The following is a 23451-nucleotide window of genomic DNA, read 5'->3' as shown; positions in this document are numbered from 1 at the left end:
TACGGTTTGCATCGTTGTAGGCCTGATAAGACGCGGCAAGCGTCGCATCAGGCATTACAAGGGACAGTTATTTAATAAACGTAAACGCCGTGGTCACCCGCTTCACGCCGCTCACCCGGCTGGCAATATCTGCCGCCGCTTTTGCTTCACGTTCAGTCACCAGCCCCATCAGGAACACTTCGCCGTTTTCGGTGGTCACTTTCACGTTGGACGATTTCACCAGGTCGCTGGTTAAGAGCTGCGAACGCACTTTGGTGGTAATCCACGTATCGTTAGACGCTTCGCCCAGACCAATCGGCTGGCCCTGACGAATCTCGTTATACACTTCGTTGGCACCGTCTACGCCCATAGCAATCTGTTTGGCGCGAGCCGAAAGTTCAGCGTTTGGTGACTGCCCAACCAGCAGCACTTTGCCCTGATAGGCCGTTACATTAATGCGCGCTTCTTTCTTAATCTGTTCGTCTTTTGACAATGCGCTGTTCACGCGCACTTCCAGAGTACCATCGTCCACCTGGGTGCCGACACTGCGGGGGTCGGTCGCCGCTTTAGTACCCACAGCGGCAGTACCTACTACGGCAGCAGCAACACAACCTTGCAACAGCAGCGCGGAAATAAGGACTGCGATTGGCGATAATGCCTTCATGTATTCTCCTTAATCATCCTGGTGAGGGAAAAGCGTGTTATCGATCAGATCGCACAGGCAATTTACCGTCAGCATATGCATTTCCTGAATGCGAGCACTACGATGCGAGGGAATGCGGATCTCCACGTCCTGTGGCCCTAACAAACCTGCAAGTTCACCGCCGTCATAGCCGGTTAATGCCACAATGGTCATATCACGCGTAACGGCGGCTTCAACAGCTTTTACGATATCGCGGCTATTGCCACGAGTAGAAATAGCTAACAACACATCTCCCGCATGTCCCAGCGCCCGCACCTGTTTTGCATACACTTCATCATGTAAGCGATCGTTGGCAATCGCCGTTAAGACAACATTATCGGTATTTAGTGCAATGGCAGGTAGGCTGGGCCGCTCCGTCTCGAAACGGTTGATCATGCTGGCAGCAAAATGCTGTGCATTGGCAGCGGAGGTTCCATTACCACAACAGAGGATTTTGTTGCCATTGAGCAGAGACTGAACCAGCGTCATGGCTGCACGTGAGATGGCATCCGGAAGCGCCTCTGCCGCTGCAATTTGAGTTTGAATGCTTTCAGTGAAGCAAGCTTTGATTCTTTCTTGCACGCTAATCCTTAAACCTTAATTATGAGTGGTCATTAAAGGCGTCCTTAATCCACTCAACCTCATTCCCGGTGAAGGCTATCACATCGAACCGGCAATCCACAGTATCAAAACTCCCATTATGACGCGCGAGCCACAAGCGGGCAGTCTGTAATAATTTGTGTTGTTTGCTGCGGGTCACACTGGCTGCTGCGCCACCATATAGGGCAGAGCGGCGGTAGCGCACCTCAACAAAAACGGTGGTCTGGCCTTCATGCATTATCAGATCAATCTCGCCGCCACGCTCGTTCACGTTAGCGGCGACAAAGCGCAGTCCTTTGCCTTCCAGCCAGCGACGCGCTTGTGCCTCCCACGCATCGCCGGTCTGTTTAGTGGTTAACTGGCGGGGACTACCTGACCTTGTTGGTACTGTAGCCATGATAACTTCCTGTTAATCACGCAATCCGGGTTAGCCGTCAGACTTCCGGTATTACCGTTGATTTCAAAACCCTGAACCTGGCGCATTTGCGAGAAATGATTCGCCAGTGACCAGGCATCGACGCCCATCGCATACATGCGCGCCAGCGAATAATCATTATTTACCGCACTGAGCGCCTGCTGCATTAACGGCAGATTACCGCCTGCCAGCATCGGGATTTCGCTGTACTGCAAGCCTTCCATCTCCAGTCGGAAATCCGGGCCAGCAGAGCCTCCTGCGCTGCGGGAGCTGGCGTACAACGTTGCACCGCTGTGACTGCCGTTACGCATGGCGATCATCGGTTTGATGAAGGCGATTTCAGCTGGCGTTGCCACAATGTACACCGCATCGACACGGCCGCCATTATCGGTGAACTGGTCTCCGGTCGGCGTGGTTTGCAGGGTTGGATTGTTGGTCGTCATGCCGGAGTCGGTTGTCGCTCTGGGTGTAATCGGGCTACCTGTTAAAGCGATACCTGCACGGCCGTTAACACCCGCGTGTAATTCGCTGGTGGAACCAAATTTTTGTTGCAAAACGGTGCCGCCGCCGAGTTTCTGCCACTCTTGCGCAAACGCATTGGCTACGCGATCGCCCAACGAACTGCGTGGGATCAGTACCAGCGGTGCTTGTTTACCCTGGTCACGAATATGACGCGCTGCATCGCGCGCTTCATCTTCTGGCGATAGCGCGAAGTAACAGATATTGGCGCGGTTTTCGATATTTTCCGGCTGATTGAGTGCCAGCACGTTCAGCGGGGTGTTGCTCTTGAGCAACTCCTCAACGTTATTTTTTAGCAGTGGACCGACTACAATACTCGCGCCATCCTGCTGAACCTGGTTGAGGATCTGGCTAAGTGGTTGTGATGAGGTATCGTAGATTTTCAGTTCTGCGGATGGATTCGCCGGAGAGCTTACCGCTGCGGTGCTTGCCGGAGGGGCGCTTACAGGCACCGGCTGTGCGGCGGTTTCTTCACCTGTCAGATCGCTAACAGACGCTTGTGCCGGGCTGGCAACGCCGTCTACGGTTTGCGGCTGGGGTTGTTCTGCTACGTCAGCGACAGGCGCGGCTGCTACCTGAGCCGCTACCGGCTGAGTGCCGATATTTTTCGCCGCTTCAAAGCCTTGCTGAATAGTGCGACCAAACACTGCGGCCTGACCATTCAACGGTAACAGCAGGGCGATTTTGTTGGTTGACGCTGGTTTAAACGCTTTTACATTTACCAACTGCGTTGGCAGCATTTTCGCGCCCGGATTGTTCGGATAACGTTTCTGCCAGTCAGCGATCCCGGCTTTCATCATGTCGGGGTCATTGCGGTTATCAAACCAGACGCGTTGCAGATCCAGCCAGCCTTGCAGGATGTTTTCGTCGGCGTTGATCACCAGCGTATTCGCCTGCTGCTGGGTCATGGCGGAGAGCGCCTGCCAGGTGGCATCGATATTCTGCTGTTTTTCTTGCGCACCGAGTAACGGTTCCTGAGCAATTAATGCGCGCAATAAATCAATGGAAGGACGTCCCTGACTGGCATCGATTTTTGCCTGCCAGTAACGCGCCTGCTGGTTTTGCTCTAAATCTGCCGGAGTAATTTTAGCCAGCAAGGTCTGCGCGCCAGCAAAATCTTTTTGTGTCAGCTTAATCTCTACCGCCAGCAGAGATTTTTCACGACGCTGGATATCGTTCAGTTCTTGCGGCAGCTGGTTAAACAGTTCAACCGCCTGCCCGGTTTTACCTTCTTTCACCAGTGCACGAATGGCGAGTAATTGCCAGTTGATCCTGGTATCATCAGAGCTTTGCTGCATCTGCTGAAGATAAAAGGCAGAATCGGCCTGCGCCGTGCCCTGCATATAGGCAGTGGACTGATCGGGGGTATGGGTGCCACAACCGGCGAAAATCAGGGCTGCCAGAACAACAGGCAGACAACGCGCGGCTTTCAAACGAGAAAATGTTGAGGGTACCATAATGTATCCAGTGATATTTTTTTTACGCAATTCTCAATATTAAATCGGCAATACGGACGACACAATGAAACAACACCAATCGGCGGATAATTCTCAAGGTCAGCTCTACATTGTACCGACGCCAATCGGCAATCTGGCGGATATCACTCAGCGTGCGCTGGAGGTATTACAGGCCGTTGATCTGATTGCCGCCGAGGATACGCGTCATACCGGTTTACTGCTGCAACATTTTGGGATAAACGCCCGACTGTTCGCCCTGCACGACCATAACGAACAACAGAAAGCCGAAACGCTGCTGGCGAAGCTGCAAGAGGGACAAAACATTGCGCTGGTTTCTGATGCCGGAACGCCGCTGATTAACGACCCTGGTTACCATTTGGTGCGTACCTGCCGTGAAGCGGGGATTCGCGTGGTGCCGCTACCGGGACCGTGTGCTGCCATTACTGCATTAAGTGCCGCTGGTTTACCATCCGACCGTTTTTGTTATGAAGGCTTTCTGCCCGCTAAATCGAAAGGCCGCCGTGATGCGCTAAAAGCGATTGAAGCGGAACCGCGCACGCTGATTTTTTATGAATCAACCCACCGTCTGTTAGATAGCCTGGAAGATATCGTCGCGGTGCTGGGTGAGTCCCGCTACGTGGTGCTGGCGCGAGAACTGACCAAAACCTGGGAAACTATTCACGGCGCGCCCGTTGGTGAGCTGTTGGCGTGGGTAAAAGAAGATGAAAACCGCCGCAAAGGTGAGATGGTACTGATTGTCGAAGGACATAAAGCGCAGGAAGAGGACTTGCCTGCCGATGCGCTGCGCACGCTGGCGCTGTTACAGGCAGAACTGCCGCTGAAAAAAGCGGCGGCGCTGGCAGCAGAAATTCACGGCGTGAAGAAAAATGCGCTGTATAAGTATGCGCTGGAGCAGCAAGGGGAGTAATTACAGGCGTTGCAGCAGGAATAAGAGCTGCAACGCCTGTTCCTGGCGAGTTAACGACGACACATCTCATCAATTACGCATGTGAAATGGTTATGCAGCCATAAAAACGACGCCGGGATAGTGGTGGAGACTTTAGCCGTGAGAAAACGTTCTGTCGCATCCTGCTTTCCTTCGCCAGTCACCAGTAACAAAACTTCGCGGGCATTGAGAATATCCTTCAAGCCTAAGGTGATCCCGTGAGTCACGGGACGACCAGCGGTTTTTAACATCTCATGCTGCTGGGTTTTCGCATCAAGTTGGCTGATATGGCAGGCCGGTTGCAGGCTTTCTCCCGGTTCGTTCAGCCCAAGATGACCGTTTTTCCCTAGTCCGAGAACGCACAAATCGAGACCGCCTTTGCGCGCAATCAGATTCGTTACCCGCTCGCACTCTCTCTCGTTTATCTCTTCGGAGCGAAAGCTGATGAGCTGGTCTTCACGTAACCCCAGCGGCTGCACGATATGCTGTTGAAGGAAAGTTTCGCAGGTGCCGGGCGCGGTTAATGGCAGATCCACCCATTCGTCGAGCTTCACGAAGGTGAGTTGGCTGACATCAACCTGCTGTTGGTGGATTTTTTCTACCAGATAATGATATGTCAGTAATGGTGTCGCTCCGGTCGCGAGGCAAATCACGGCCTTTGGTTTGCTACGGATCACGTCCAATAAATATTCGCTGGCGCGCTCACTTAACGCCGTATAGTTTTCAACTTGCTGTAAGGTTTGCATGAGGAGAAATTCCTTGTGTAGAGAGGCACCACCAGGCGCGATGCGAAGACCAATGACAAACGCCAAATAGCCTGATGCGCTACGCTTATCAGGCCTACATTGTTTGTGCAATATATTGAATTTGCATAGTTTTGTAGGCCGGATAAGGCGGTAACGCCGCATCCAGCATGAACAAAGCGCACTTTGTCAACAATCTGAGGCTGCGTCAGACGCAGTGCCTTGTTCCATTTACAAAATGCCAAATGCGGAACAAACAATAGAGAGCACAAACGTCACGCCGATTAACAGCACCGGATGCGCTTTTTTCACCCGCAGGAAGTAATACATCAGCAGGGTATAGGCCATCGGTAAAATATTCGGGAAGACTTTATCGAAGAAATCCTGTTGCAGTGCGACGCTGTGGCTACTGTCGATAGCAAACGACGTCACCACATTAATATGCACATACGAAGCGATCAGCCCGCCGATTACCGTGATCCCGAGGATGGTTGCCGAACGGGCGATCATTTGCGAGTTCTCTCGTACTTTATCAATAGCCTTCACGCCGACTGAATAACCGACGTGGGTCCAGCCGACGCGCAGGAAAAAGATAAGCAGGTAAACGGCGAAAAACAGAATCGGCCCCAGCAGGTTTCCCTGACTGGCAAACGATGAGCAAATCCCCGCCATAATCGGCAACAAGGTAAACCAGAAAATCGCATCGCCAATCCCGGCGATTGGGCCAAACAGCGCTACTTTCAGACCTTTAATGGTGTCGCGGTTTTCTCCTTTCTCTTCCATCGAAATCAATAACCCCATCAGGAATCCGACCAGATTCGGGTGGGTATTAATAAATTCGAGATTATCTTTCATCGCCGCGCTTAAGCCCGGTTTGTCGTCCTTATAAATCTTTTTCAGGATCGGCAACATCGCCCAGGTAAAGCCGCCAGCCTGCATCCTTTCGTAGTTAAAGCTCGCTTGCAGCAGCGACGAACGAAAGCCCAGACGGGTGATATCTTTTTTACTGATTTCAGATCCCATTGCTGTAGTCCTCTTCTTCATTTTTACTGGCAACGGGCTGCGGTTGCGCTTGCTGCCGGGATTTCGCATTGAAAAACTCATACACCGCAAAGCCTGCGCCCAGTACGGCAACCGGCAACAGGTTGCTGACCTGGATGTAGCAAACAAACAGGAAACCGGCGATCAGGTAAGGGATATATTGCGCTTTGAACATCACGCGCAGCAGCAAGCCAAAACCGACGGCAGGCAGAATACCGCCAGCCACTTCAAAGCCGTGGGTCAACCATGTGGGCATTGCTTTTACCAGCGCCTGCATCGCACCTTGCGCCAGGTAAGTACAGAGGAAAGCAATCACCGCATACGAAAAGGCAACAATCAGCATCGTTGTCCAGTTAAGTCGGGAAAACGCTGCTGTATCCGCCTCTTTGGCGCATTTATCGGCTTTGCTCATAAATAGCGAGAATGCCGAATAGAAGAACAGAATGACGTACTGCATTAACAGGCTGAACGGCAGGCCAAGACCAATCGCCGTTTTGGCATCGACGCCCGTAGACCATGCAATAACGGTAGTCATCAGACCGGCCATAATCGGGTTAGGCGGCTGAACACCACCAGCAGGGGTTAATCCGGCGAAAGCCAGTTCTGTCAGGCCACCGGTAATTAAGCCAGTCTGAATATCACCGAGAATAGCGCCAGTCAGTGTACAAACGATTATCGGGCGGAATAAAAATAAGGCTTCCAGCCAAAAATCAATCCCCAGAACGAATACTAACGCCGCCAGGGATAATCCCTGAATTAGGGTTATTTCATGCATTTTATTACCTCAAACTAATATTAAGGCGATTTTAGATCTAGTCAGGGATTTGTTCTTTTTGATCGCCGGGGACATCCTGAATAAAAACATTCACGCCGCGTTGTTTAATGAAACGTAAGTCGGCAAAATCCTGAGCATCAACATAAACTTTACTGCTGATTTGCTTCTTCCCTTCCGAGAAATGCATGTTACCGACGTTGACATCTTTCAGGTCAATACCACCCTCGACCAATTTACGTACCGTTTGCGGCGTACGGCAAATCAGGAAAATCTTCTGATGTGGCGCTGCTTTGCCGATGACGTTAATGGTTTTTTCGACAGTAAAGAAGCGGATACCAAAGCCGTAGGTTTCCGCAGTAATACCCATCAGTTTCTGCTGAATATCATCGTTAGCGACAACATCATCCACGACCACCAGCAGATTCGCACCGATGGTGGATGTCCAGGTCACGCCAACCTGGCCATGAACCAGACGGTTATCAATACGGGTTAAGAGAATATTTGGACTGCTCATTATGTAATCCTCACCATAAAAATTGAATAATATAATTTTAAAATATATTATCGTTACGATATTGTACTGATGTATTTATTACGGTTTACTCATTTCCTTTGCCATTAAGGCACTACCCGATATTAGTCGAGCAGTACTTATTAATAAATTGTATAAACTTAATGATTATGCTGAAATGCGATTTGCTGAACCACAGACATTAATTTTATTTCTGACCACTTCTTTCATTGCATCCATGCCGACGCGCATATAATAGCGAGGATCATTACCCTGCGGATTTTCCGCAAACCACGCTTTAACCGCGCCGGCGAAGGCTATTTTTAATTCTGTTGCGACATTAACTTTCGTCACACCCAGTTTAATAGTCCAGCGAACAAATTCATCCGGGACATCGCTGGCGCCATGCAGTACCAGAGGGATGTCTACCATTTCACGAATTTCCGCCAGCCGCTGAAAATCAATTTTCGGTATTTTTCTGTACAGGCCATGCGCCGTACCAATCGCTACCGCCAGGCTGTCGACGCCAGTCTGTTTGACAAAGCGTCTGGCTTCTTGTGGGTCGGTGAGGAACGCGCTTTCTGCGTCAACACTCATATCATCTTCCACGCCTCCCAGACGGCCCAGTTCGGCTTCCACACTGCAATCCTGCGAGTGGCAGAAGTCGACAACCGATTTCACCAGTTTCACGTTTTCAGCAAACGGGAAGTGACTGCCATCGATCATCGCGCTGCGCACGCCAGCGTGGACTTTACGGCGAATATCATCGAGCGATTCGTGGTGGTCGAGATGCAGTGCCAGCGGCATGTTGTAGGTTGTGGAATAGGCGCTACACAGGGCGTAGATCTCTTCCAGCGCGATATGTTTAAAGGTGCCAGGCGTCCCGGCGAGGATCACCGGCGATCGCATTTCACTGCACACTTCGAGGATCGCCTGGATCGTCTCGGCGTTATGGATGTTAAACGCAGGCACCGCGTAGCCATTGGCCTGGGCGTCTTGTAACAGATATTTGGTGGAGATAATGCTCATAATGCGATCCTCTTATGCCTGCCACGGATGAATAATTACGCCTTGCACCACGCGGTTTACGGTGCCACTGGCTGATGGGGAATCCGGCGTATTGCCCATATGTAGCGACTGCATCAGTGCAAACGTCTGGGCGTACATCAGGAAGCAAAATGCCTGCTCAACGTCGATAAAGTGACGGGATGGCGGCAGGATGATATGCGGGCCGGCGGCGATAGTGTCGTTGCTTTCAGCGGCGATGGCGATCACGCGCATTGCCTGGTTATCGCGGCGGAGTTCTGCCAGCAGATCAAGATCATACTGACGGGTGTAGGGGTGGCTGGAGACAAACACCACCACCAGCGTTTCGTCATCGACCAGTGATTTCGGGCCATGACGGAATCCGGTCGGGGAATCATAAAAGGCCACCAGTTTACCCGCTGTCAGTTCCAGCACTTTCAACGCCGACTCGCGTGCCGCGCCCTGTAAGCCACCGCTACCGAGATAAACGATCCGCTTCCACGGCGCGTAACCAAACACGCCTTCGCTGAAATCGCCGAGCGAGGTCAGGATCGCCTGGCAACGATCCGCCACATCGCGGAAGGTCTGGCTGTTGATCATCTCAGGTGCGAAAACCGCGAGGCAGCTGGCCATCATGGTGGTAATACTGCTGGTCATCGCAAAGCCGCGATCGTGCGTTTCTGCGGGCATCAGTAGGGCAAACGCGTTATCGCTGTTGATCGCGTTTTGATAGAGAGCGCCCGCTTCATTGCAGGTGATCGGCAGGTGATAGCACTCCGGTACAAACTTATTTGCCAGTTTCACGGCGGCGACGCTTTCCGGGCTATTGCCGGATCGACCGAAGGAGATCAACAGCAGCGGATGCGCTGGATTCAGATAGTCCATTGGATTGGTAACCAGATCGGTGGTTGGTATGGCGCTGAAGTTTTTGCCGGTATGGCTGGTGAGCCACGGCGCGATGATGTCACCGATAAATGCCGAGGTTCCGGCTCCGGTCAGGATTATCCGCAGATCCTCTTTGCGCAGTAACGGTGCAAGGAAACCGTTGAGCGCGGAACGTAGCGCGTCAATGTTGGCGAGCGAACGAAGCCACGCGCGAGGCTGATGGCGGATCTCTTCTTCAGTCCATGTGCCGGTGGTGGTGGTCGCAGGGGGGTAATTTTCTGGCATAACTAAATCCTTAGTTTGATGAACTTGACGTCTGGCATTATCGCTTTCGCTTGCCTTTCGTTTCATTTCACTTGACGATGTCTTTCGTTGATTAAAATTTATAGAAAAGAAACTGAAAGTTCAACAATGAAGAAAGAAATAAAACGAAATTTGTGATCGTTGAAAGAAAAGACAAGGGAAGATAAAGGTATTGCGTGATGGGGGGATATTTGCACCGATTGCCGGATGCGGCGTAAACGCCTGATCCAGCCAGGCTGCCACCTGCCCAGCCGTAGGTCGAATAAGACGCGTCAGCGTCGCATCCGACACCGGTGCAAAAGTCAAAACAAAAGAAAAAAGTCTCGTAGGGGAAGTGAAAGCCAGATAAAGAAACGAAAGTGTAAAACGCCACTCACTGTCTTTTACCAACAGTGGAGGGGCGTTTACCTTATATTCCTTCCTCGACCGGACATTCTTTATGGCAGCGGCCTAATTCGTCCACCAGACTGGTCAGCCCACGGTGTCCGCACTCCAGCGCCTGCACGCGGAATTCTTCGCTGCTTAACCCTTCGCGCTCCAGCACCATTTCCAGTAATAGTTGCAAATTGGTGCCGGTGATCACTTCACAGCCCGGTTTTTGCATCGCCTGCGTTGAAGCTACGCGAAACGGCGTGCCTCCCAGCAAATCCGTCAGAAAAACAATGCCGTCTTCACAATCCAGTTGGGCGATAGCCTCTTCAAGCTGCGATGTAAGCAGCGCAGTGTTTGAGGTTTCTGGAAAATCAATGGCGATAAACTGCGATTGCTCACCGAGGATTTGCTTCATTGCTTTTTCCATGCCGCTGGCAAATCCGCCATGCCCTGTCAAAATAATACTTAACATCTAATACCTCATTGTATTTAAAGGAAATGACAGAATTTACCGACGATGCCGAGAACCACAGTGATTGCAATCAGGCGCAGCGGACTCCAGCCGCGACGTACCAGCCAGAACATGGTCAGGGTATAGACCAGCGGCAAGAAGGCAGGCATCAGTTTGTCGATAACGTCAGTCTGTAGCTTAACCACTGCGTCGCCCGCCGTGATTTCCAGCGTGGTGCTTAATCGGACATAGGTTGCTACCAGCGCGCCGATCACCGTCATCCCAACGATAGACGCCGCATGACCGACTTTTTTGGTATTCGCTTTAATTAGCGGGATCGCCGCGACGCCCATTCGATAAGCGTAATGCGCAAGACCAAAACGCAGACCGAGATGCACCACGTTGAATAACACGATAAATACCACAGCGCCGAGAATGGAGCCTTGCAGCGCCAGACTGGCGCCAATCCCGCCGCAAATTGGCAGCAGCGTTAGCCAGAACATCGCATCGCCAATCCCGCCGAGCGGCGCACCAACGGCAATCTTGGTGCTCTGAATACTGTTCACGTCCTGTTTTGAGCGTTCCATCGCGAGGATAATGCCGATAACAAACGTCACCAGAAACGGGTGAGTATTGAAAAAGCCCATATGGCCTTTCATGGCACGCGCCAGGTCGCGTTTATTGGTGTGGATCTTTTTCAGTGCAGGCAGCAGACCGTACAGCCAGCCGGAAGCCTGCATACGTTCGTAGTTGAACGAAGCCTGTAACAGCATGGAACGCCAGGCGACGCGGTTGATATCTTTTTTCGTCAGCTCTGCGCCAATGCTCTGATCGTCATATACGTTTTCATTGACGCCAGTCAGCAGTGTTTCTTCGTTTTCACTGACGTTCGGCAAGGTCGTTTGATTAGATGCCATCTTCAAATTCCTCTTTCTGTGCCGCAGGTTGAGTCGGTTCAGGAGATTTACGTAGTAGGTCGATCAGCGCCATAGCCAGCGCGGCGGCAGCAATAGCCAGCACCGGTAACTTGAGCCAGGCGGCGGCAACAAAGCCCAGGATGAAGTAGGGGATGTAAACGTTTTTCATCATGATTTTCAGCAGCACGGCAAAACCGATTGCTGGCATGATGCCGCCTGCAACGCCAAGGCCGTCGATTAACCGTTGCGGCAGGACATCAATGATGGTTTTGGCATGTTCCGCGCCGAAGTAAATCGGCAGGAAAGCACAAAGAAAATAGAAGGTGCCGAGCGCCAGCAGTGCCAGATAGTTCACTCGCTCAATGCCGCGTGTATCGGCATTTTCCGCCATCCGGTCACAACGGGACATTACGCCAGACATCACCGAGAACAGGAAGGTAATCCCCATCTGTACCGCGACGGCGAAAGGCACGGCGACACCGACTGCGACATCGGGTTTCACGCCGGTGGTAATAGCAAATGCCGTACCGACGATAGTACCGATAATGACGTTAGGTGGCTGTGCGCCAGCCAGCGGAGCCAGCCCCATCCATACCAGTTCCAGCGTACCGCCGGTTAAAATACCGGTATGTAGATCGCCAAGTACCAGCCCAACCAACGGCCCAAGAACCACCGGGCGGTGTATATGGGTTAAGCCGTTAAACATATCCAGGCCAGCGATAAAGGCGAGAATGCCCAACACGAATGCCTGCAACAGACTGATTTCCATGATGAATCCCTCAAAGTAATTTAAAGAGCTCCACAGCAGGTTCTGTCGGGACGCCCTGAACGAAGCATTCCACTCTGGCGGTTTTCAGATCGTTAAACGCCGCGATATCACCCGCATCTACAGAAACCGTTTTGGCGATTTGTTGCTTGCCATTGGCGTAATGCATATTGCCAACATTAATGCGACTCACCGGGACACCACCTTTCACCAGCGTCAGGAAATCGGCTGGTGTTTTGCAAACCAGCAGGATTTTCTGCCGGTCAGCGGCGCGATGGATGTTGTCGATCACTTTCTGCAACGACCAGAAACGCACAGCGATCCCTTCTGCCAGTACCATTTCCATCAGGTTTTGTTGTACCGGATCTTCGGCTACCTCGTCATTGGCTACCAGAACCAGATTTGCCCCCGCAAATCCGACCCACTGAACGCCGACCTGACCGTGAATCAAGCGTTCATCGATCCGGCTTAAAACAATATTTGGCATAGCGTGTTCCTCTTTGTTTTGGTTATTGGCCTCCACAGGCTGTGTGGTACTGCGCCAGGATGTCCTGAATATGGTTGATAATGAGCGCCCTCGGCGTTGGCTGTAGCTCGCCGGAGCGAACTTTGACGTATTGCAGCGGCAGATACTGGCTGATGAGTGGTAGCGGAATTGGCGCATCCGCCAGGTTACGAACCAGATGGACGAAAGCGTCATCAATCTGGCTGTCCGGCCAGTAGTAGCGCACACGATCTGAGTAGCTGTAACCGCGTGCCAGACGACGTGCGTTGCCGTCACCGTGGTAGTGGCTTTGCCAGTATTCCGGACGGTCAAGCATCACGTTTTCCAGGACCTGACGCAGACTGGAACAGGCTTTCGCTGGCACCAGTTCTTCTTCAATCGCCGCCAGAGAAAACAGGGCTTCACGTAGGGCGAAGGTCAGCGCCGGGCCAACTTTCAGAATGGCAAAGTGGTCGATTACCAACTGGCGTAGTGATTGCGGCGTTTGATAATCGGTAGAGTGAGCTTCGAAAATCAGCGTTTGGTAGTTTTCGACCATCTGGCTTAAGGCGGTCGCTTTTGCGGGCTGATAATCAATAACGTTGGTGTGATCGAATTCGACGCCGGGTTGTACCACCAGGGCAATGATGCGTGGCCACAGGGCATTCAGACCTTGCTTTTCAAAGGCGTGACGATGGGCTTCCAGCGTGGCGCGGGCGGCATCGGGCGTAGTGACCGCCAGTTCGCTTAAGGTTTCATGAGCGCCGCCGGGCACCGGAACTTCGGTGCCGATGACATACACCAGATCGGCCTCGCCAAAGTGTTCGCGGCAGGTTTCTTCCGCGACTTTTGCCAGACGGGCAGCGCGTTCAGCCACGATGTCATCGGTTAAGGGAACCGGATCGCCCTGACAGGACATGCTGCAATCAAGATGGATTTTTTTGAACCCCGCCGCGACGTAGCTTTTAATCAAATCATCGGCATTGGCCATCGCCTGAGCGGCAGGCAGATTCTGCCAGCGGTTTGGCCCCAGATGGTCGCCACCGAGAATCAACGCGTTTTGCGGGAAATTCAGCGAGTCGGCAAGCTGGCAAACAAAGCCGCGAAAATCGGCGGGCGTCATTCCGGTATAACCGCCGAACTGATCCACCTGATTGGAGGTTGCTTCAATCAGTAACGGCGTTTGGTTTGCGAAGGCATAGTGGATGGCAGCTTCCAGCACTAGCGGATGTGCGGAGCAAACGGCATAAATCCCATTTGTTTTGCCCTCTTTGTGCTGTCTCACCATTTCTATCAGATATTTCACTTTCTTCTCCAGACCAAATAATTGCCATTGTTAATCTTTCGTTTTGTTTCAATTTATACTGCGCCATGGTGAGGTAAAAATAAAACGAAAGGTAATGGTTTTCTGATCTGATTCACAAAAGAAACATAATGAAAGTTACTGAAACAAGAGTCGCTTACGTCAATAGGCAATGTGGGCTTGCATTTGGTTAATAGAAAGGCGTTAATAAGAAAAACGAAATGAAACGAAAGATTTACGAAAGGATTTACTATGAGTAATACCGACGCATCAGGTGAGAAGCGAGTGACTGGCACCAGCGAGCGAAGAGAGCAGATCATTCAGCGCCTGCGTCAGCAAGGGAGTGTGCAGGTTAACGATCTGTCGGCATTGTATGGTGTATCTACTGTGACAATCCGCAACGATCTGGCGTTTCTGGAAAAACAGGGGATTGCCGTGCGTGCCTACGGCGGCGCGCTGATCTGCGATGGCTCGACGCCGTCAGTCGAGCCTTCGGTAGAAGATAAAAGCGCGCTGAACACGGCGATGAAACGCAGCGTTGCGAAAGCTGCCGTTGAGTTGATTAAGCCAGGTCATCGGGTGATCCTCGATTCCGGAACCACCACCTTTGAGATTGCCCGTCTGATGCGCAAGCACACCGATGTGATTGCGATGACCAATGGTATGAACGTGGCGAATGCTTTGCTGGAAGCGGAGGGCGTTGAACTGCTGATGACCGGAGGGCATCTGCGCCGCCAGTCGCAATCTTTTTACGGCGATCAGGCTGAACAATCGCTGCAAAATTACCACTTCGATATGCTGTTTCTCGGCGTAGACGCTATCGATCTGGAGCGTGGCGTCAGTACGCATAATGAAGATGAAGCTCGTTTAAACCGCCGGATGTGCGAAGTTGCGGAACGGATCATCGTGGTCACCGATTCCAGTAAGTTCAACCGCTCCAGTTTACATAAGATCATCGATACTCAACGGATCGACATGATCATTGTCGATGAAGGCATTCCTGCGGATAGTCTGGAAGGGCTGCGAAAGGCTGGGGTTGAGGTGATTCTGGTCGGGGAGTGAGAAATGGTGCCCGCTGGTCAAAACGGATGCGTTCGGCGGGCATTGTGAACACCATCAATGGGTTTCTTCAGTCTCTCTGGTGAGGGTTTCCCAGTCGGCAGGAGGATGTCCTCTTTTTAACATTTTGCTGAATACGGTATAGGCATCTGTTTTTTTACCGTAGGTGCGCAGCGTGTTTTCATCGTTCATCCATCCAAGAATGATGACTTTCTCTTTTTCGCTGTAACGAAAGAAGAGACGATAACGACCAGTGCCAAATTTTACCCGTGACCAGTCTTTATTTTTCCCTGAGCCTAACGAATTGCCATGACGGAATGCCGGTGATGATGGATTGACCGTGATATGCTCCTCAATAACTTTATGTACTACCGCCAATAACTTTGTGGCGGCTTTTTTCTGATAATTTTCAGGATCTTTTCCCTTTAATGTCTCAACTTCGGCAACTAAAGCGTCGTAGGTTTCCTGAAAGCAGGGATGAGCATATAGCGCCCAACCATTAACCCTTTGTGGAAAATCCATTATTCGTCGTCGCCAATCTCATCATCAATGTTGACGTCCATGCCAGCGACAAGTCTTTTTCCTTGTTGAATTTCGAATGGACGAGTTTTTTGCGGGTTGTTCTGGATATCTGCATCCAGAAAACGCAAAAATGCATTCATAGTATGATCCTCCTGTTCATCTCCCACACGGCACATAAATACTTGCCCACCAGGCAGGATTTCGTAATGAATGCTGTCCAGGCCTGGCTTCAGTTTTAAGGCCTCACGCACTGGCGCGGGGATAGTTGTTTGTCCGCGTATCGTGACCTTTGATTCAGTGGTCAGTACAGCGTTAGAGCGAGCATTAGCGGGCATTGTTCACTGTCCTTTTACAGCCTTTTTTCTGCTCAAATTATAATCTTCAACTAAGGTAATGCAAATGCATTATTAATGGATGAGGGGACTTGAAACAATAAAAACATGGCACTAAGGCCATGTTTTGCAAGGCGCGTTCCAAAAGAAATCAGGTCACCGGTGCCGGGTTAAATACTGCCAGTTGGTTATGCAGTCCCCATTGATCCGAGAAGGTTTTCTTCTTCCCGCTGGCGACGTCAAGAATAAAGTGGAACAGCTTCCAGCCCACCTCTTCAATGGTCTCTTCGCCGGTGGCGATAGTGCCCGCATTAATATCCATCAAATCAAACCAGCGGTTCGCCAGTTCGGTGCGGGTTGCCATTTTAATGACCGGCACTGCCATCAGACCGTATGGTGTGCCGCGACCAGTCGTAAATACTTGCACGGTAATCCCTGAAGCCACCTGTTGGGTGCCACAGACGAAATCGCTGGCTGGCGTCGCGGCGTAAATTAATCCGCGTTTGGTCGGGCGCTGTCCGGGTGACAGCACTTCAACAATCGCGCTTTTACCTGATTTGGCAATGGAGCCGAGTGCCTTTTCCACCACGTTTGCCAGACCGCCTTTCTTGTTGCCCGGCGAAGGGTTGGCGCTGCGGTCGGTTTTTCCCATATCAAGATAGTTGTCGTACCACTCCATCTCATCCAGCAGGCGCTTGCCGACCTCTTCATTAATAGCGCGCGGTGTCAGCAGATGGATCGCGTCACGCACTTCCGTTACTTCTGAGAACATCACCGTTGCGCCGCAGCGCACCAGTAGATCAGATGCATAGCCCACTGCCGGGTTTGCCGTTACACCAGAAAACGCATCGCTGCCGCCGCACTGCATACCGACAACCAGTTCTGAAGCCGGACAGGTTTCTCGCTGCCGTTGATTTAATTTGTGCAGGTGGTGCTCGGCAACCTGCAAAATATCCTCGACCATGGACTGAAAACCGACATGCTTTTCATCCTGCAAGCTGACAATACTGGCACTTTCCACTGGAATAGCCTGTACATCATCCGTGCCGACCAGCAGGCGTTCAGGCTGCAATTTCTCGCAACCCAGACCAATCACCATCACCTCGCCGCCAAAGTTTGGGTTAAGCGAAATGTTGTGAATAGTACGAATAGGCACCACCGCCGCCGGAGCGTTAATCGCCACGCCACAACCGTACAGGTGATTCAGCCCCACCACACCATCGACGTTCGGGTATTTCGACAGCAGGTCACGCTCAATGATTTTCACCACGTAATCCACCACGCCCGCCACACAATGCACGCTGGTGGTGATGCCGAGCAGGTTTTTGGTGCCCACGCTGCCATCGGCATTGCGATAGCCCTCAAAGGTATAACCTTCAAGCGGCGGTAAGGGTTCCGGCACTTTAGTTGCCAGTGGCAGCGTGTGTAACGGCGGCGCTTCCGGCAGTACGACCATTGATTCGTCGATCCAACTTCCGCGTGGGATTGCGCGCACGGCATAACCAATCACTTCACCGTAACGAATAATTTCGCTATTCGCAGGGATATCAACTAATGCGACTTTATGCCCCTGGGGTATATGTTCAATTAATTCCAGTCCGTCCGGGAAACGTGTTCCTGCTTTCAGGCCATTATCATTAACAATAATTGCCACATTATCTGTGTCGTGAACTTTTATATAAAACGCAGTCGGCGTTTCTTGCCTGATTTCGATGTTGGCCATTATCCCGTTTTCTCCGGTCGCTGGTAATAATAAATTTATGTTGAGTGATTCTGATGACAGAAATAATTTCATCTGTGAGATGGAATAAGAGTGTCAGGAGATGAAAAGTCAGTATGTGATCAACATCACTAATTATCGTGATAGCAGGGCGACAGGGGCCGGCAAAGCGTAAATATGTGCATTGGCACGCAGCGTGATAGGCATATGCTCAAAATAATATTTATATCAGGCAATCATAATGAGCATTTGCACAATGCCTATTATTTCTGGTCTGATTATACTCATTGTCGAAAACAGATTTATTATTGAACAGGGTCAATATTCGTTAAGAGAATATTTAATAAATAGCACTGACCTTTTTGCTATCGACGGAATATAAACATAATTAGTGGGATTGCTGAATAAGGAACGCATGTGCCTTTTTAATCTTACTGCCTATTTTTATTGTCATCGAAGAGATTGCCCTCTTTCAATACTGCACCGGGAAGCCTGACTGGCGACATTAAACGTATGGAATTGCAGAAATAAGCAAAGGTATAAGCGATGAATAACGATATTTTCCCAAATAAGTTCAAAGCCGCGTTGGCAGCGAAACAGGTACAGATTGGCTGCTGGTCAGCACTTTCTAACCCAATTAGCACTGAAGTTCTTGGTTTAGCTGGCTTTGACTGGCTGGTGCTGGATGGCGAACATGCGCCAAACGATATCTCCACGTTCATTCCTCAGTTGATGGCTCTGAAGGGGAGCGTCAGCGCGCCAGTGGTGCGTGTACCGACCAACGAACCGGTAATTATTAAGCGTCTGCTGGATATCGGTTTTTATAACTTCCTGATTCCCTTTGTCGAAACGAAAGAAGAAGCAGTGCAGGCGGTGGCATCTACCCGTTATCCACCAGAAGGTATTCGCGGCGTGTCCGTTTCTCACCGCGCCAATATGTTTGGCACCGTGGTGGATTACTTCGCTCAGTCGAATAAGAACATCACCATTCTGGTGCAAATCGAAAGCCAGCAAGGTGTTGATAACGTTGATGCTATCTCTGCAACCGATGGCGTAGACGGTATCTTTGTTGGCCCCAGCGATCTGGCGGCGGCATTAGGCCATCTCGGCAATGCGTCACATCCGGATGTGCAAAAAGCGATTCAACATATTTTTAATCGCGCCAGAGCCAACGGCAAACCCTGCGGCATCCTCGCCCCTGTCGAAGCCGATGCGCGTCGTTATCTGGAATGGGGCGCTACGTTTGTGGCCGTCGGCAGCGATCTCGGCGTATTCCGTTCCGCCACGCAGAAATTGGCAGATACCTTTAAAAAATAACCACCACCGCAACAAGAGAGATGATTGATATGACTATGAAAGTTGGTTTTATTGGCCTGGGTATTATGGGTAAACCAATGAGTAAAAACCTCCTGAAAGCAGGTTACTCGCTGGTGGTTGCTGACCGTAACCCTGAAGCCATTGCTGAAGTGATTGCCGCAGGCGCAGAAACAGCGTCTACGGCTAAAGCTGTCGCTGAACAGTGCGATGTCATCATAACCATGCTGCCAAACTCCCCTCATGTGAAAGAGGTGGCGTTGGGTGAAAATGGCATTATTGAAGGCGCGAAGCCAGGTACGGTATTGATCGATATGAGTTCAATCGCTCCGCTGGCAAGCCGTGAAATCAGCGAAGCACTGAAAGCGAAAGGTATTGATATGCTGGACGCCCCGGTGAGCGGCGGTGAACCGAAAGCCATCGACGGTACGCTGTCTGTGATGGTGGGCGGCGACAAGGTTATTTTCGACAAATACTATGATTTGATGAAAGCGATGGCGGGTTCCGTGGTGCATACCGGGGAGATCGGTGCAGGTAACGTCACTAAACTGGCAAATCAGGTCATTGTGGCGCTGAATATTGCCGCGATGTCAGAAGCGTTAACGCTGGCAACCAAAGCGGGCGTTAACCCGGAGTTGGTGTATCAGGCAATTCGCGGTGGGCTGGCTGGCAGTACCGTTCTTGATGCTAAAGCGCCGATGGTCATGGACAGAAACTTCAAGCCAGGCTTCCGTATTGATCTGCATATTAAAGATCTGGCGAATGCGCTGGATACCTCTCACGGCGTTGGTGCGCAATTGCCGCTAACTGCTGCGGTTATGGAGATGATGCAGGCACTGCGTGCCGATGGTTTGGGAACGGCGGATCATAGCGCCCTGGCGTGCTACTACGAAAAACTGGCAAAAGTCGAAGTTACTCGTTAATGGCGTCGCGCCCGGATGGCGTATTGCAATCCGGGTCTGGAATCCAGGCCGAATAAGAGAAACGCCCTCCGGCGTCATGTGGTAACAGGCACAGGTATGAAAATCGTAATCGCCCCAGACTCTTATAAAGAAAGTTTATCTGCCAGCGAGGTTGCGCAGGCGATAGAAGAAGGATTTCGGGAAATTTTTCCTGATGCACAGTACGTTTCGGTTCCGGTTGCTGATGGCGGCGAAGGAACAGTGGAAGCGATGATTGCAGCCACCCAGGGTTTCGAACGTCACGCCTGGGTTACAGGGCCACTGGGCGAAAAGGTGAATGCCAGTTGGGGGATCTCTGGCGATGGTAAAACCGCGTTTATTGAAATGGCGGCGGCCAGTGGGCTGGCGTTAGTACCGTCGGAAAAGCGTGATCCGTTGGTGACGACTTCTCGCGGCACGGGGGAGTTAATTTTACAGGCGCTGGAGAGTGGCGCGACCAGCATTATTATTGGCATCGGCGGCAGTGCCACCAACGACGGCGGCGCGGGGATGATGCAGGCGCTGGGGGCGAAGTTAAGCGATGTCAACGGTAATGAAATCGGTTTTGGCGGCGGCAGTCTTAATACCCTGAATGATATTGATATTTCCGGCCTCGATCCGCGTTTAAAAGATTGCGCTATTCGCGTCGCCTGCGATGTCACTAATCCGCTGGTGGGCGATAACGGTGCTTCGCGTATCTTTGGCCCGCAAAAAGGGGCTAATGAGGCCACGATTATCGAGCTGGACAAGAATCTCTCTCACTATGCTGATGTCATCAAAAAATCGCTGCATGTTGATGTGAAAAACGTTCCTGGTGCAGGGGCGGCAGGCGGCATGGGGGCGGCGCTAATGGCGTTTCTTGGCGCAGAGCTAAAGAGCGGCATTGAAATTGTGACGACGGCGCTCAATCTGGAAGAACATATTCATGATTGCTCGTTGGTGATCACCGGAGAAGGTCGCATTGATAGCCAGAGCATTCACGGTAAAGTGCCGATTGGCGTAGCGAACGTCGCGAAGAAATACAATAAACCGGTAATTGGTATTGCGGGTAGTCTGACGAAGGATGTCGGCGTTGTGCATCAGCATGGCATCGATGCTGTATTCAGCGTGTTGAACAGTATTGTTACGCTGGATGAAGCTTTCAGCGGGGCTTATGACAATATTTACCGTGCTTCGCGCAATATCGCCGCGACGCTGGCGATTGGAATGCGCGACGCGGGGTGACAAGGGCGCGCAAACCCTCTATACTGCGCGCCGAAGCTGACCAGACAGTCGCCGCTTCGTCGTCGTCCTCTTCGGGGGAGACGGGCGGAGGGGAGGAAAGTCCGGGCTCCATAGGGCAGGGTGCCAGGTAACGCCTGGGGGGGAAACCCACGACCAGTGCAACAGAGAGCAAACCGCCGATGGCTCACGCAAGTGGGATCAGGTAAGGGTGAAAGGGTGCGGTAAGAGCGCACCGCGCGGCTGGTAACAGTCCGTGGCACGGTAAACTCCACCCGGAGCAAGGCCAAATAGGGGTTCATAAGGTACGGCCCGTACTGAACCCGGGTAGGCTGCTTGAGCCAGTGAGCGATTGCTGGCCTAGATGAATGACTGTCCACGACAGAACCCGGCTTATCGGTCAGTTTCACCTCTTCAACAGAAACCCGCCAGTGCAAAACTGGCGGGTTTTTGCTTTTGGAGCGAGCGGTAAGATGAATGACTGTCCACGACACTATACCCAAAAGAAAGCGGCTTGTTGGTTCAATATAAACACTCTTTTTAGTCACCCTGTGCTCTCTTCTGATAGCTTACTTGCGAATTGCAATTATTAGTTTTGTGATCCTCAACACAAAATGCTGTTCCGCAACCGGAATGCGACAATAAATCATGGAAAACGATTGCATTCACAAAATGACGTTCTACAAAAGAGACAATGATTGACGTTAATCAATTGTTCGAGATGATCAATATTTGTATTCGAAATTTTAAAATATTGATAAAATAAATGTTCTATCTCCAACAAATGGCGAAAAAAAATGTGACGTACCGCATTATTTATCTGTGGAAATGATTTATTTATAATAAAATTTGATAACTTGCTCATTAAATTTAACTTAAAATTCGTCTGCGAAATACACGATAATTGCTTGAAATATCGTCTAAGAGCATTTTTTAATAACAAAAATTAAGTGCGCTGTTATCGCCATAAAATATGGTTATCCCCCCTTGTTTTTTTGATAAAAGTCAGCCTTTGTGTTGATTTTATTTATATAACTCATTGATATTAAATGATTATATGTCTTTAAGGATATGCCTGGAAAACTATTGAAAGTTAATTTGTGAGTGGTCGCACATATCCTATTCATTGCATTTTGATACACTTCATACCGTCAATGAGGTAATTAACGCGGGTTGTTATGAGCACTATTCTTCTTCCTAAAACGCAACACCTGGTAGTCTTTCAGGAAGTCATCAGAAGTGGCTCTATTGGCTCGGCTGCAAAAGAATTAGGGTTAACTCAACCAGCGGTAAGTAAAATCATTAACGATATCGAAGATTATTTTGGCGTGGAATTAGTGGTGCGGAAAAATACCGGTGTAACGCTGACGCCAGCTGGTCAATTGTTGCTCTCACGCTCCGAATCCATTACCCGCGAAATGAAAAATATGGTTAATGAGATTAGCGGTATGTCCTCTGATGCAGTCGTGGAGGTCTCATTTGGTTTTCCATCGCTGATTGGCTTTACCTTTATGTCCGGGATGATCAACAAATTCAAAGAGGTGTTCCCGAAAGCGCAGGTTTCAATGTATGAAGCGCAATTGTCCTCGTTCTTACCGGCTATCCGCGACGGGCGTCTGGATTTTGCGATAGGTACGTTAAGTGCAGAAATGAAGCTTCAGGATTTGCATGTCGAGCCGCTGTTCGAGTCAGAGTTTGTGCTGGTTGCCAGTAAGTCCCGAACATCCACCGGCACCACCACGCTGGAGTCTTTGAAGAACGAACAGTGGGTGTTGCCGCAAACGAATATGGGATACTACAGCGAACTACTCACCACGTTACAAAGAAATGGCATCAGTATTGAAAACATCGTTAAAACCGACTCAGTCGTGACAATTTATAATCTTGTTCTCAATGCTGATTTCTTAACCGTGATTCCCTGCGATATGACTTCACCTTTTGGTTCTAATCAATTTATTACCATTCCGGTTGAGGAAACATTACCGGTAGCGCAATATGCCGCAGTATGGTCGAAAAATTATCGTATTAAAAAAGCAGCATCGGTTTTGGTGGAATTAGCCAAAGAATATTCATCTTATAATGGGTGTAGACGAAAGCAATTAATAGAAGCTTGTTAGTTATTTGTTTTTTATTTAAACATAAATAATCCACCTGCCTTTTTGCAGGT

The 23451-nt window shown here is 50.6% G+C and carries 25 protein-coding genes and 1 other RNA gene; 7 read left to right on the top strand and 19 right to left on the bottom strand.

The features are described from left to right. Nucleotides 1-67 precede the first annotated feature (67 nt). The 4 genes from dolP to lpoA are packed head-to-tail and all read right to left on the bottom strand — an operon-like array spanning nt 68 to nt 3652. Nucleotides 68-643 (bottom strand): division/outer membrane stress-associated lipid-binding lipoprotein, encoded by a 576-nt coding sequence (dolP, locus tag WES_RS02810; RefSeq protein WP_000646033.1) that lies wholly within the window; start codon nt 641-643, stop codon nt 68-70. Nucleotides 644-652: 9 nt separating this feature from the next. Continuing rightward, nucleotides 653-1243, bottom strand: a complete 591-nt coding sequence (gene diaA, locus WES_RS02815; protein WP_001158034.1) for a DnaA initiator-associating protein DiaA — start codon at nt 1241-1243, stop codon at nt 653-655. A gap of 19 nt (nt 1244-1262) precedes the next feature. Next, a complete protein-coding gene (locus WES_RS02820; protein ID WP_000246838.1) occupies nt 1263-1658 on the bottom strand; it encodes a YraN family protein in 396 nt (131 codons plus the stop codon). After that, on the bottom strand, nt 1616-3652 hold the full coding sequence (gene lpoA / locus WES_RS02825; protein ID WP_016159718.1) for a penicillin-binding protein activator LpoA: 2037 nt from the start codon (nt 3650-3652) through the stop codon (nt 1616-1618). The genes WES_RS02820 and lpoA overlap by 43 nt, the downstream gene beginning before the upstream one ends. 64 nt (nt 3653-3716) lie before the next feature. Here lpoA and rsmI point away from each other — a divergent pair, with 64 nt between their 5' ends. Next, complete coding sequence (gene rsmI / locus WES_RS02830; RefSeq protein WP_000809263.1) at nt 3717-4580, top strand: 16S rRNA (cytidine(1402)-2'-O)-methyltransferase; 864 nt, start codon at nt 3717-3719, stop codon at nt 4578-4580. A 50-nt stretch (nt 4581-4630) separates the two neighbouring features. Here the strand turns inward: rsmI and WES_RS02835 are convergent, their stop codons facing one another. The 11 genes from WES_RS02835 to kbaZ all read right to left on the bottom strand — a co-directional run bounded on the left by WES_RS02835 (nt 4631) and on the right by kbaZ (nt 14178). Continuing rightward, nucleotides 4631-5344, bottom strand: coding sequence for a galactosamine-6-phosphate isomerase (locus WES_RS02835; protein ID WP_016159719.1), 714 nt, complete (start codon nt 5342-5344; stop codon nt 4631-4633). A gap of 228 nt (nt 5345-5572) precedes the next feature. Continuing rightward, nucleotides 5573-6364, bottom strand: a complete 792-nt coding sequence (gene agaD, locus WES_RS02840) for a PTS galactosamine transporter subunit IID (RefSeq protein WP_000534348.1) — start codon at nt 6362-6364, stop codon at nt 5573-5575. Further along, a complete protein-coding gene (gene agaC, locus WES_RS02845) occupies nt 6354-7157 on the bottom strand; it encodes a PTS galactosamine transporter subunit IIC (protein ID WP_016159720.1) in 804 nt (267 codons plus the stop codon). The genes agaD and agaC overlap by 11 nt, the downstream gene beginning before the upstream one ends. 37 nt (nt 7158-7194) lie before the next feature. Next, on the bottom strand, nt 7195-7671 hold the full coding sequence (gene agaB, locus WES_RS02850) for a PTS galactosamine transporter subunit IIB (protein WP_016159721.1): 477 nt from the start codon (nt 7669-7671) through the stop codon (nt 7195-7197). A gap of 165 nt (nt 7672-7836) precedes the next feature. Then, complete coding sequence (kbaY, locus tag WES_RS02855; RefSeq protein ID WP_016159722.1) at nt 7837-8697, bottom strand: tagatose-bisphosphate aldolase subunit KbaY; 861 nt, start codon at nt 8695-8697, stop codon at nt 7837-7839. 12 nt (nt 8698-8709) lie between these two features. Further along, nucleotides 8710-9864, bottom strand: a complete 1155-nt coding sequence (locus WES_RS02860; protein ID WP_001114847.1) for an AgaS family sugar isomerase — start codon at nt 9862-9864, stop codon at nt 8710-8712. Nucleotides 9865-10291: 427 nt separating this feature from the next. Next, nucleotides 10292-10726 (bottom strand): PTS galactosamine/N-acetylgalactosamine transporter subunit IIA, encoded by a 435-nt coding sequence (gene agaF, locus WES_RS02865; RefSeq protein ID WP_000948816.1) that lies wholly within the window; start codon nt 10724-10726, stop codon nt 10292-10294. Nucleotides 10727-10743: 17 nt separating this feature from the next. Beyond that, on the bottom strand, nt 10744-11622 hold the full coding sequence (gene agaE, locus WES_RS02870; RefSeq protein WP_010355080.1) for a PTS N-acetylgalactosamine transporter subunit IID: 879 nt from the start codon (nt 11620-11622) through the stop codon (nt 10744-10746). Further along, nucleotides 11612-12391: a PTS N-acetylgalactosamine transporter subunit IIC gene (gene agaW, locus WES_RS02875; RefSeq protein ID WP_000406230.1), complete on the bottom strand. Its 780-nt coding sequence runs from the start codon at nt 12389-12391 to the stop codon at nt 11612-11614. The genes agaE and agaW overlap by 11 nt, the downstream gene beginning before the upstream one ends. Nucleotides 12392-12401: 10 nt before the next feature. Beyond that, the gene (gene agaV, locus WES_RS02880; protein ID WP_016159723.1) at nt 12402-12875 is read right to left on the bottom strand and encodes a PTS N-acetylgalactosamine transporter subunit IIB; all 474 of its coding nucleotides are present in this window, start codon (nt 12873-12875) and stop codon (nt 12402-12404) included. Nucleotides 12876-12897: 22 nt separating this feature from the next. Next, a complete protein-coding gene (gene kbaZ, locus WES_RS02885; RefSeq protein WP_016159724.1) occupies nt 12898-14178 on the bottom strand; it encodes a tagatose-bisphosphate aldolase subunit KbaZ in 1281 nt (426 codons plus the stop codon). A gap of 249 nt (nt 14179-14427) precedes the next feature. Between kbaZ and agaR the strand changes: the two genes are divergently transcribed. After that, the gene (gene agaR, locus WES_RS02890; RefSeq protein WP_000072178.1) at nt 14428-15237 is read left to right on the top strand and encodes an aga operon transcriptional regulator AgaR; all 810 of its coding nucleotides are present in this window, start codon (nt 14428-14430) and stop codon (nt 15235-15237) included. A gap of 54 nt (nt 15238-15291) precedes the next feature. Here agaR and yhaV read toward each other — a convergent pair whose 3' ends face one another. From yhaV to garD, 3 genes are all read right to left on the bottom strand, one after another. Continuing rightward, nucleotides 15292-15756, bottom strand: coding sequence for a type II toxin-antitoxin system ribonuclease toxin YhaV (gene yhaV / locus WES_RS02895; RefSeq protein WP_016159725.1), 465 nt, complete (start codon nt 15754-15756; stop codon nt 15292-15294). Next, the gene (prlF, locus tag WES_RS02900; RefSeq protein WP_016159726.1) at nt 15756-16091 is read right to left on the bottom strand and encodes a type II toxin-antitoxin system antitoxin PrlF; all 336 of its coding nucleotides are present in this window, start codon (nt 16089-16091) and stop codon (nt 15756-15758) included. The genes yhaV and prlF overlap by 1 nt, the downstream gene beginning before the upstream one ends. Nucleotides 16092-16239: 148 nt before the next feature. After that, nucleotides 16240-17811: a galactarate dehydratase gene (gene garD / locus WES_RS02905; RefSeq protein WP_016159727.1), complete on the bottom strand. Its 1572-nt coding sequence runs from the start codon at nt 17809-17811 to the stop codon at nt 16240-16242. Between the two features lie 543 nt (nt 17812-18354). Between garD and garL the strand changes: the two genes are divergently transcribed. The 4 genes from garL to rnpB all read left to right on the top strand — a co-directional run bounded on the left by garL (nt 18355) and on the right by rnpB (nt 21696). After that, a complete protein-coding gene (garL, locus tag WES_RS02910; RefSeq protein ID WP_016159729.1) occupies nt 18355-19125 on the top strand; it encodes a 2-dehydro-3-deoxyglucarate aldolase in 771 nt (256 codons plus the stop codon). 29 nt (nt 19126-19154) lie between these two features. Continuing rightward, nucleotides 19155-20045 (top strand): 2-hydroxy-3-oxopropionate reductase, encoded by an 891-nt coding sequence (gene garR, locus WES_RS02915; protein ID WP_016159730.1) that lies wholly within the window; start codon nt 19155-19157, stop codon nt 20043-20045. A 96-nt stretch (nt 20046-20141) separates the two neighbouring features. Further along, nucleotides 20142-21287, top strand: a complete 1146-nt coding sequence (gene garK / locus WES_RS02920) for a glycerate 2-kinase (protein ID WP_016159731.1) — start codon at nt 20142-20144, stop codon at nt 21285-21287. Nucleotides 21288-21319: 32 nt separating this feature from the next. Continuing rightward, nucleotides 21320-21696, top strand: an RNA gene (gene rnpB / locus WES_RS22020) — RNase P RNA component class A. Nucleotides 21697-21930: 234 nt separating this feature from the next. Here rnpB and tdcR read toward each other — a convergent pair. Beyond that, a complete protein-coding gene (tdcR, locus tag WES_RS0121815; protein ID WP_032147933.1) occupies nt 21931-22149 on the bottom strand; it encodes a transcriptional activator TdcR in 219 nt (72 codons plus the stop codon). Nucleotides 22150-22462: 313 nt separating this feature from the next. On the opposite strand from tdcR, the gene tdcA reads away from it, so the two are divergent. Continuing rightward, the gene (gene tdcA, locus WES_RS02925) at nt 22463-23401 is read left to right on the top strand and encodes a transcriptional regulator TdcA (protein WP_000104198.1); all 939 of its coding nucleotides are present in this window, start codon (nt 22463-22465) and stop codon (nt 23399-23401) included. Nucleotides 23402-23451 lie beyond the last annotated feature (50 nt).

The sequence above is a fragment of the Escherichia sp. KTE31 genome (genome assembly GCF_000407925.1).
GTDB lineage: Bacteria > Pseudomonadota > Gammaproteobacteria > Enterobacterales > Enterobacteriaceae > Escherichia > Escherichia ruysiae.
The sequence above is the reverse complement of the archived record's forward strand: the minus strand, read 5'-3'. Positions and strand labels throughout refer to the sequence as shown.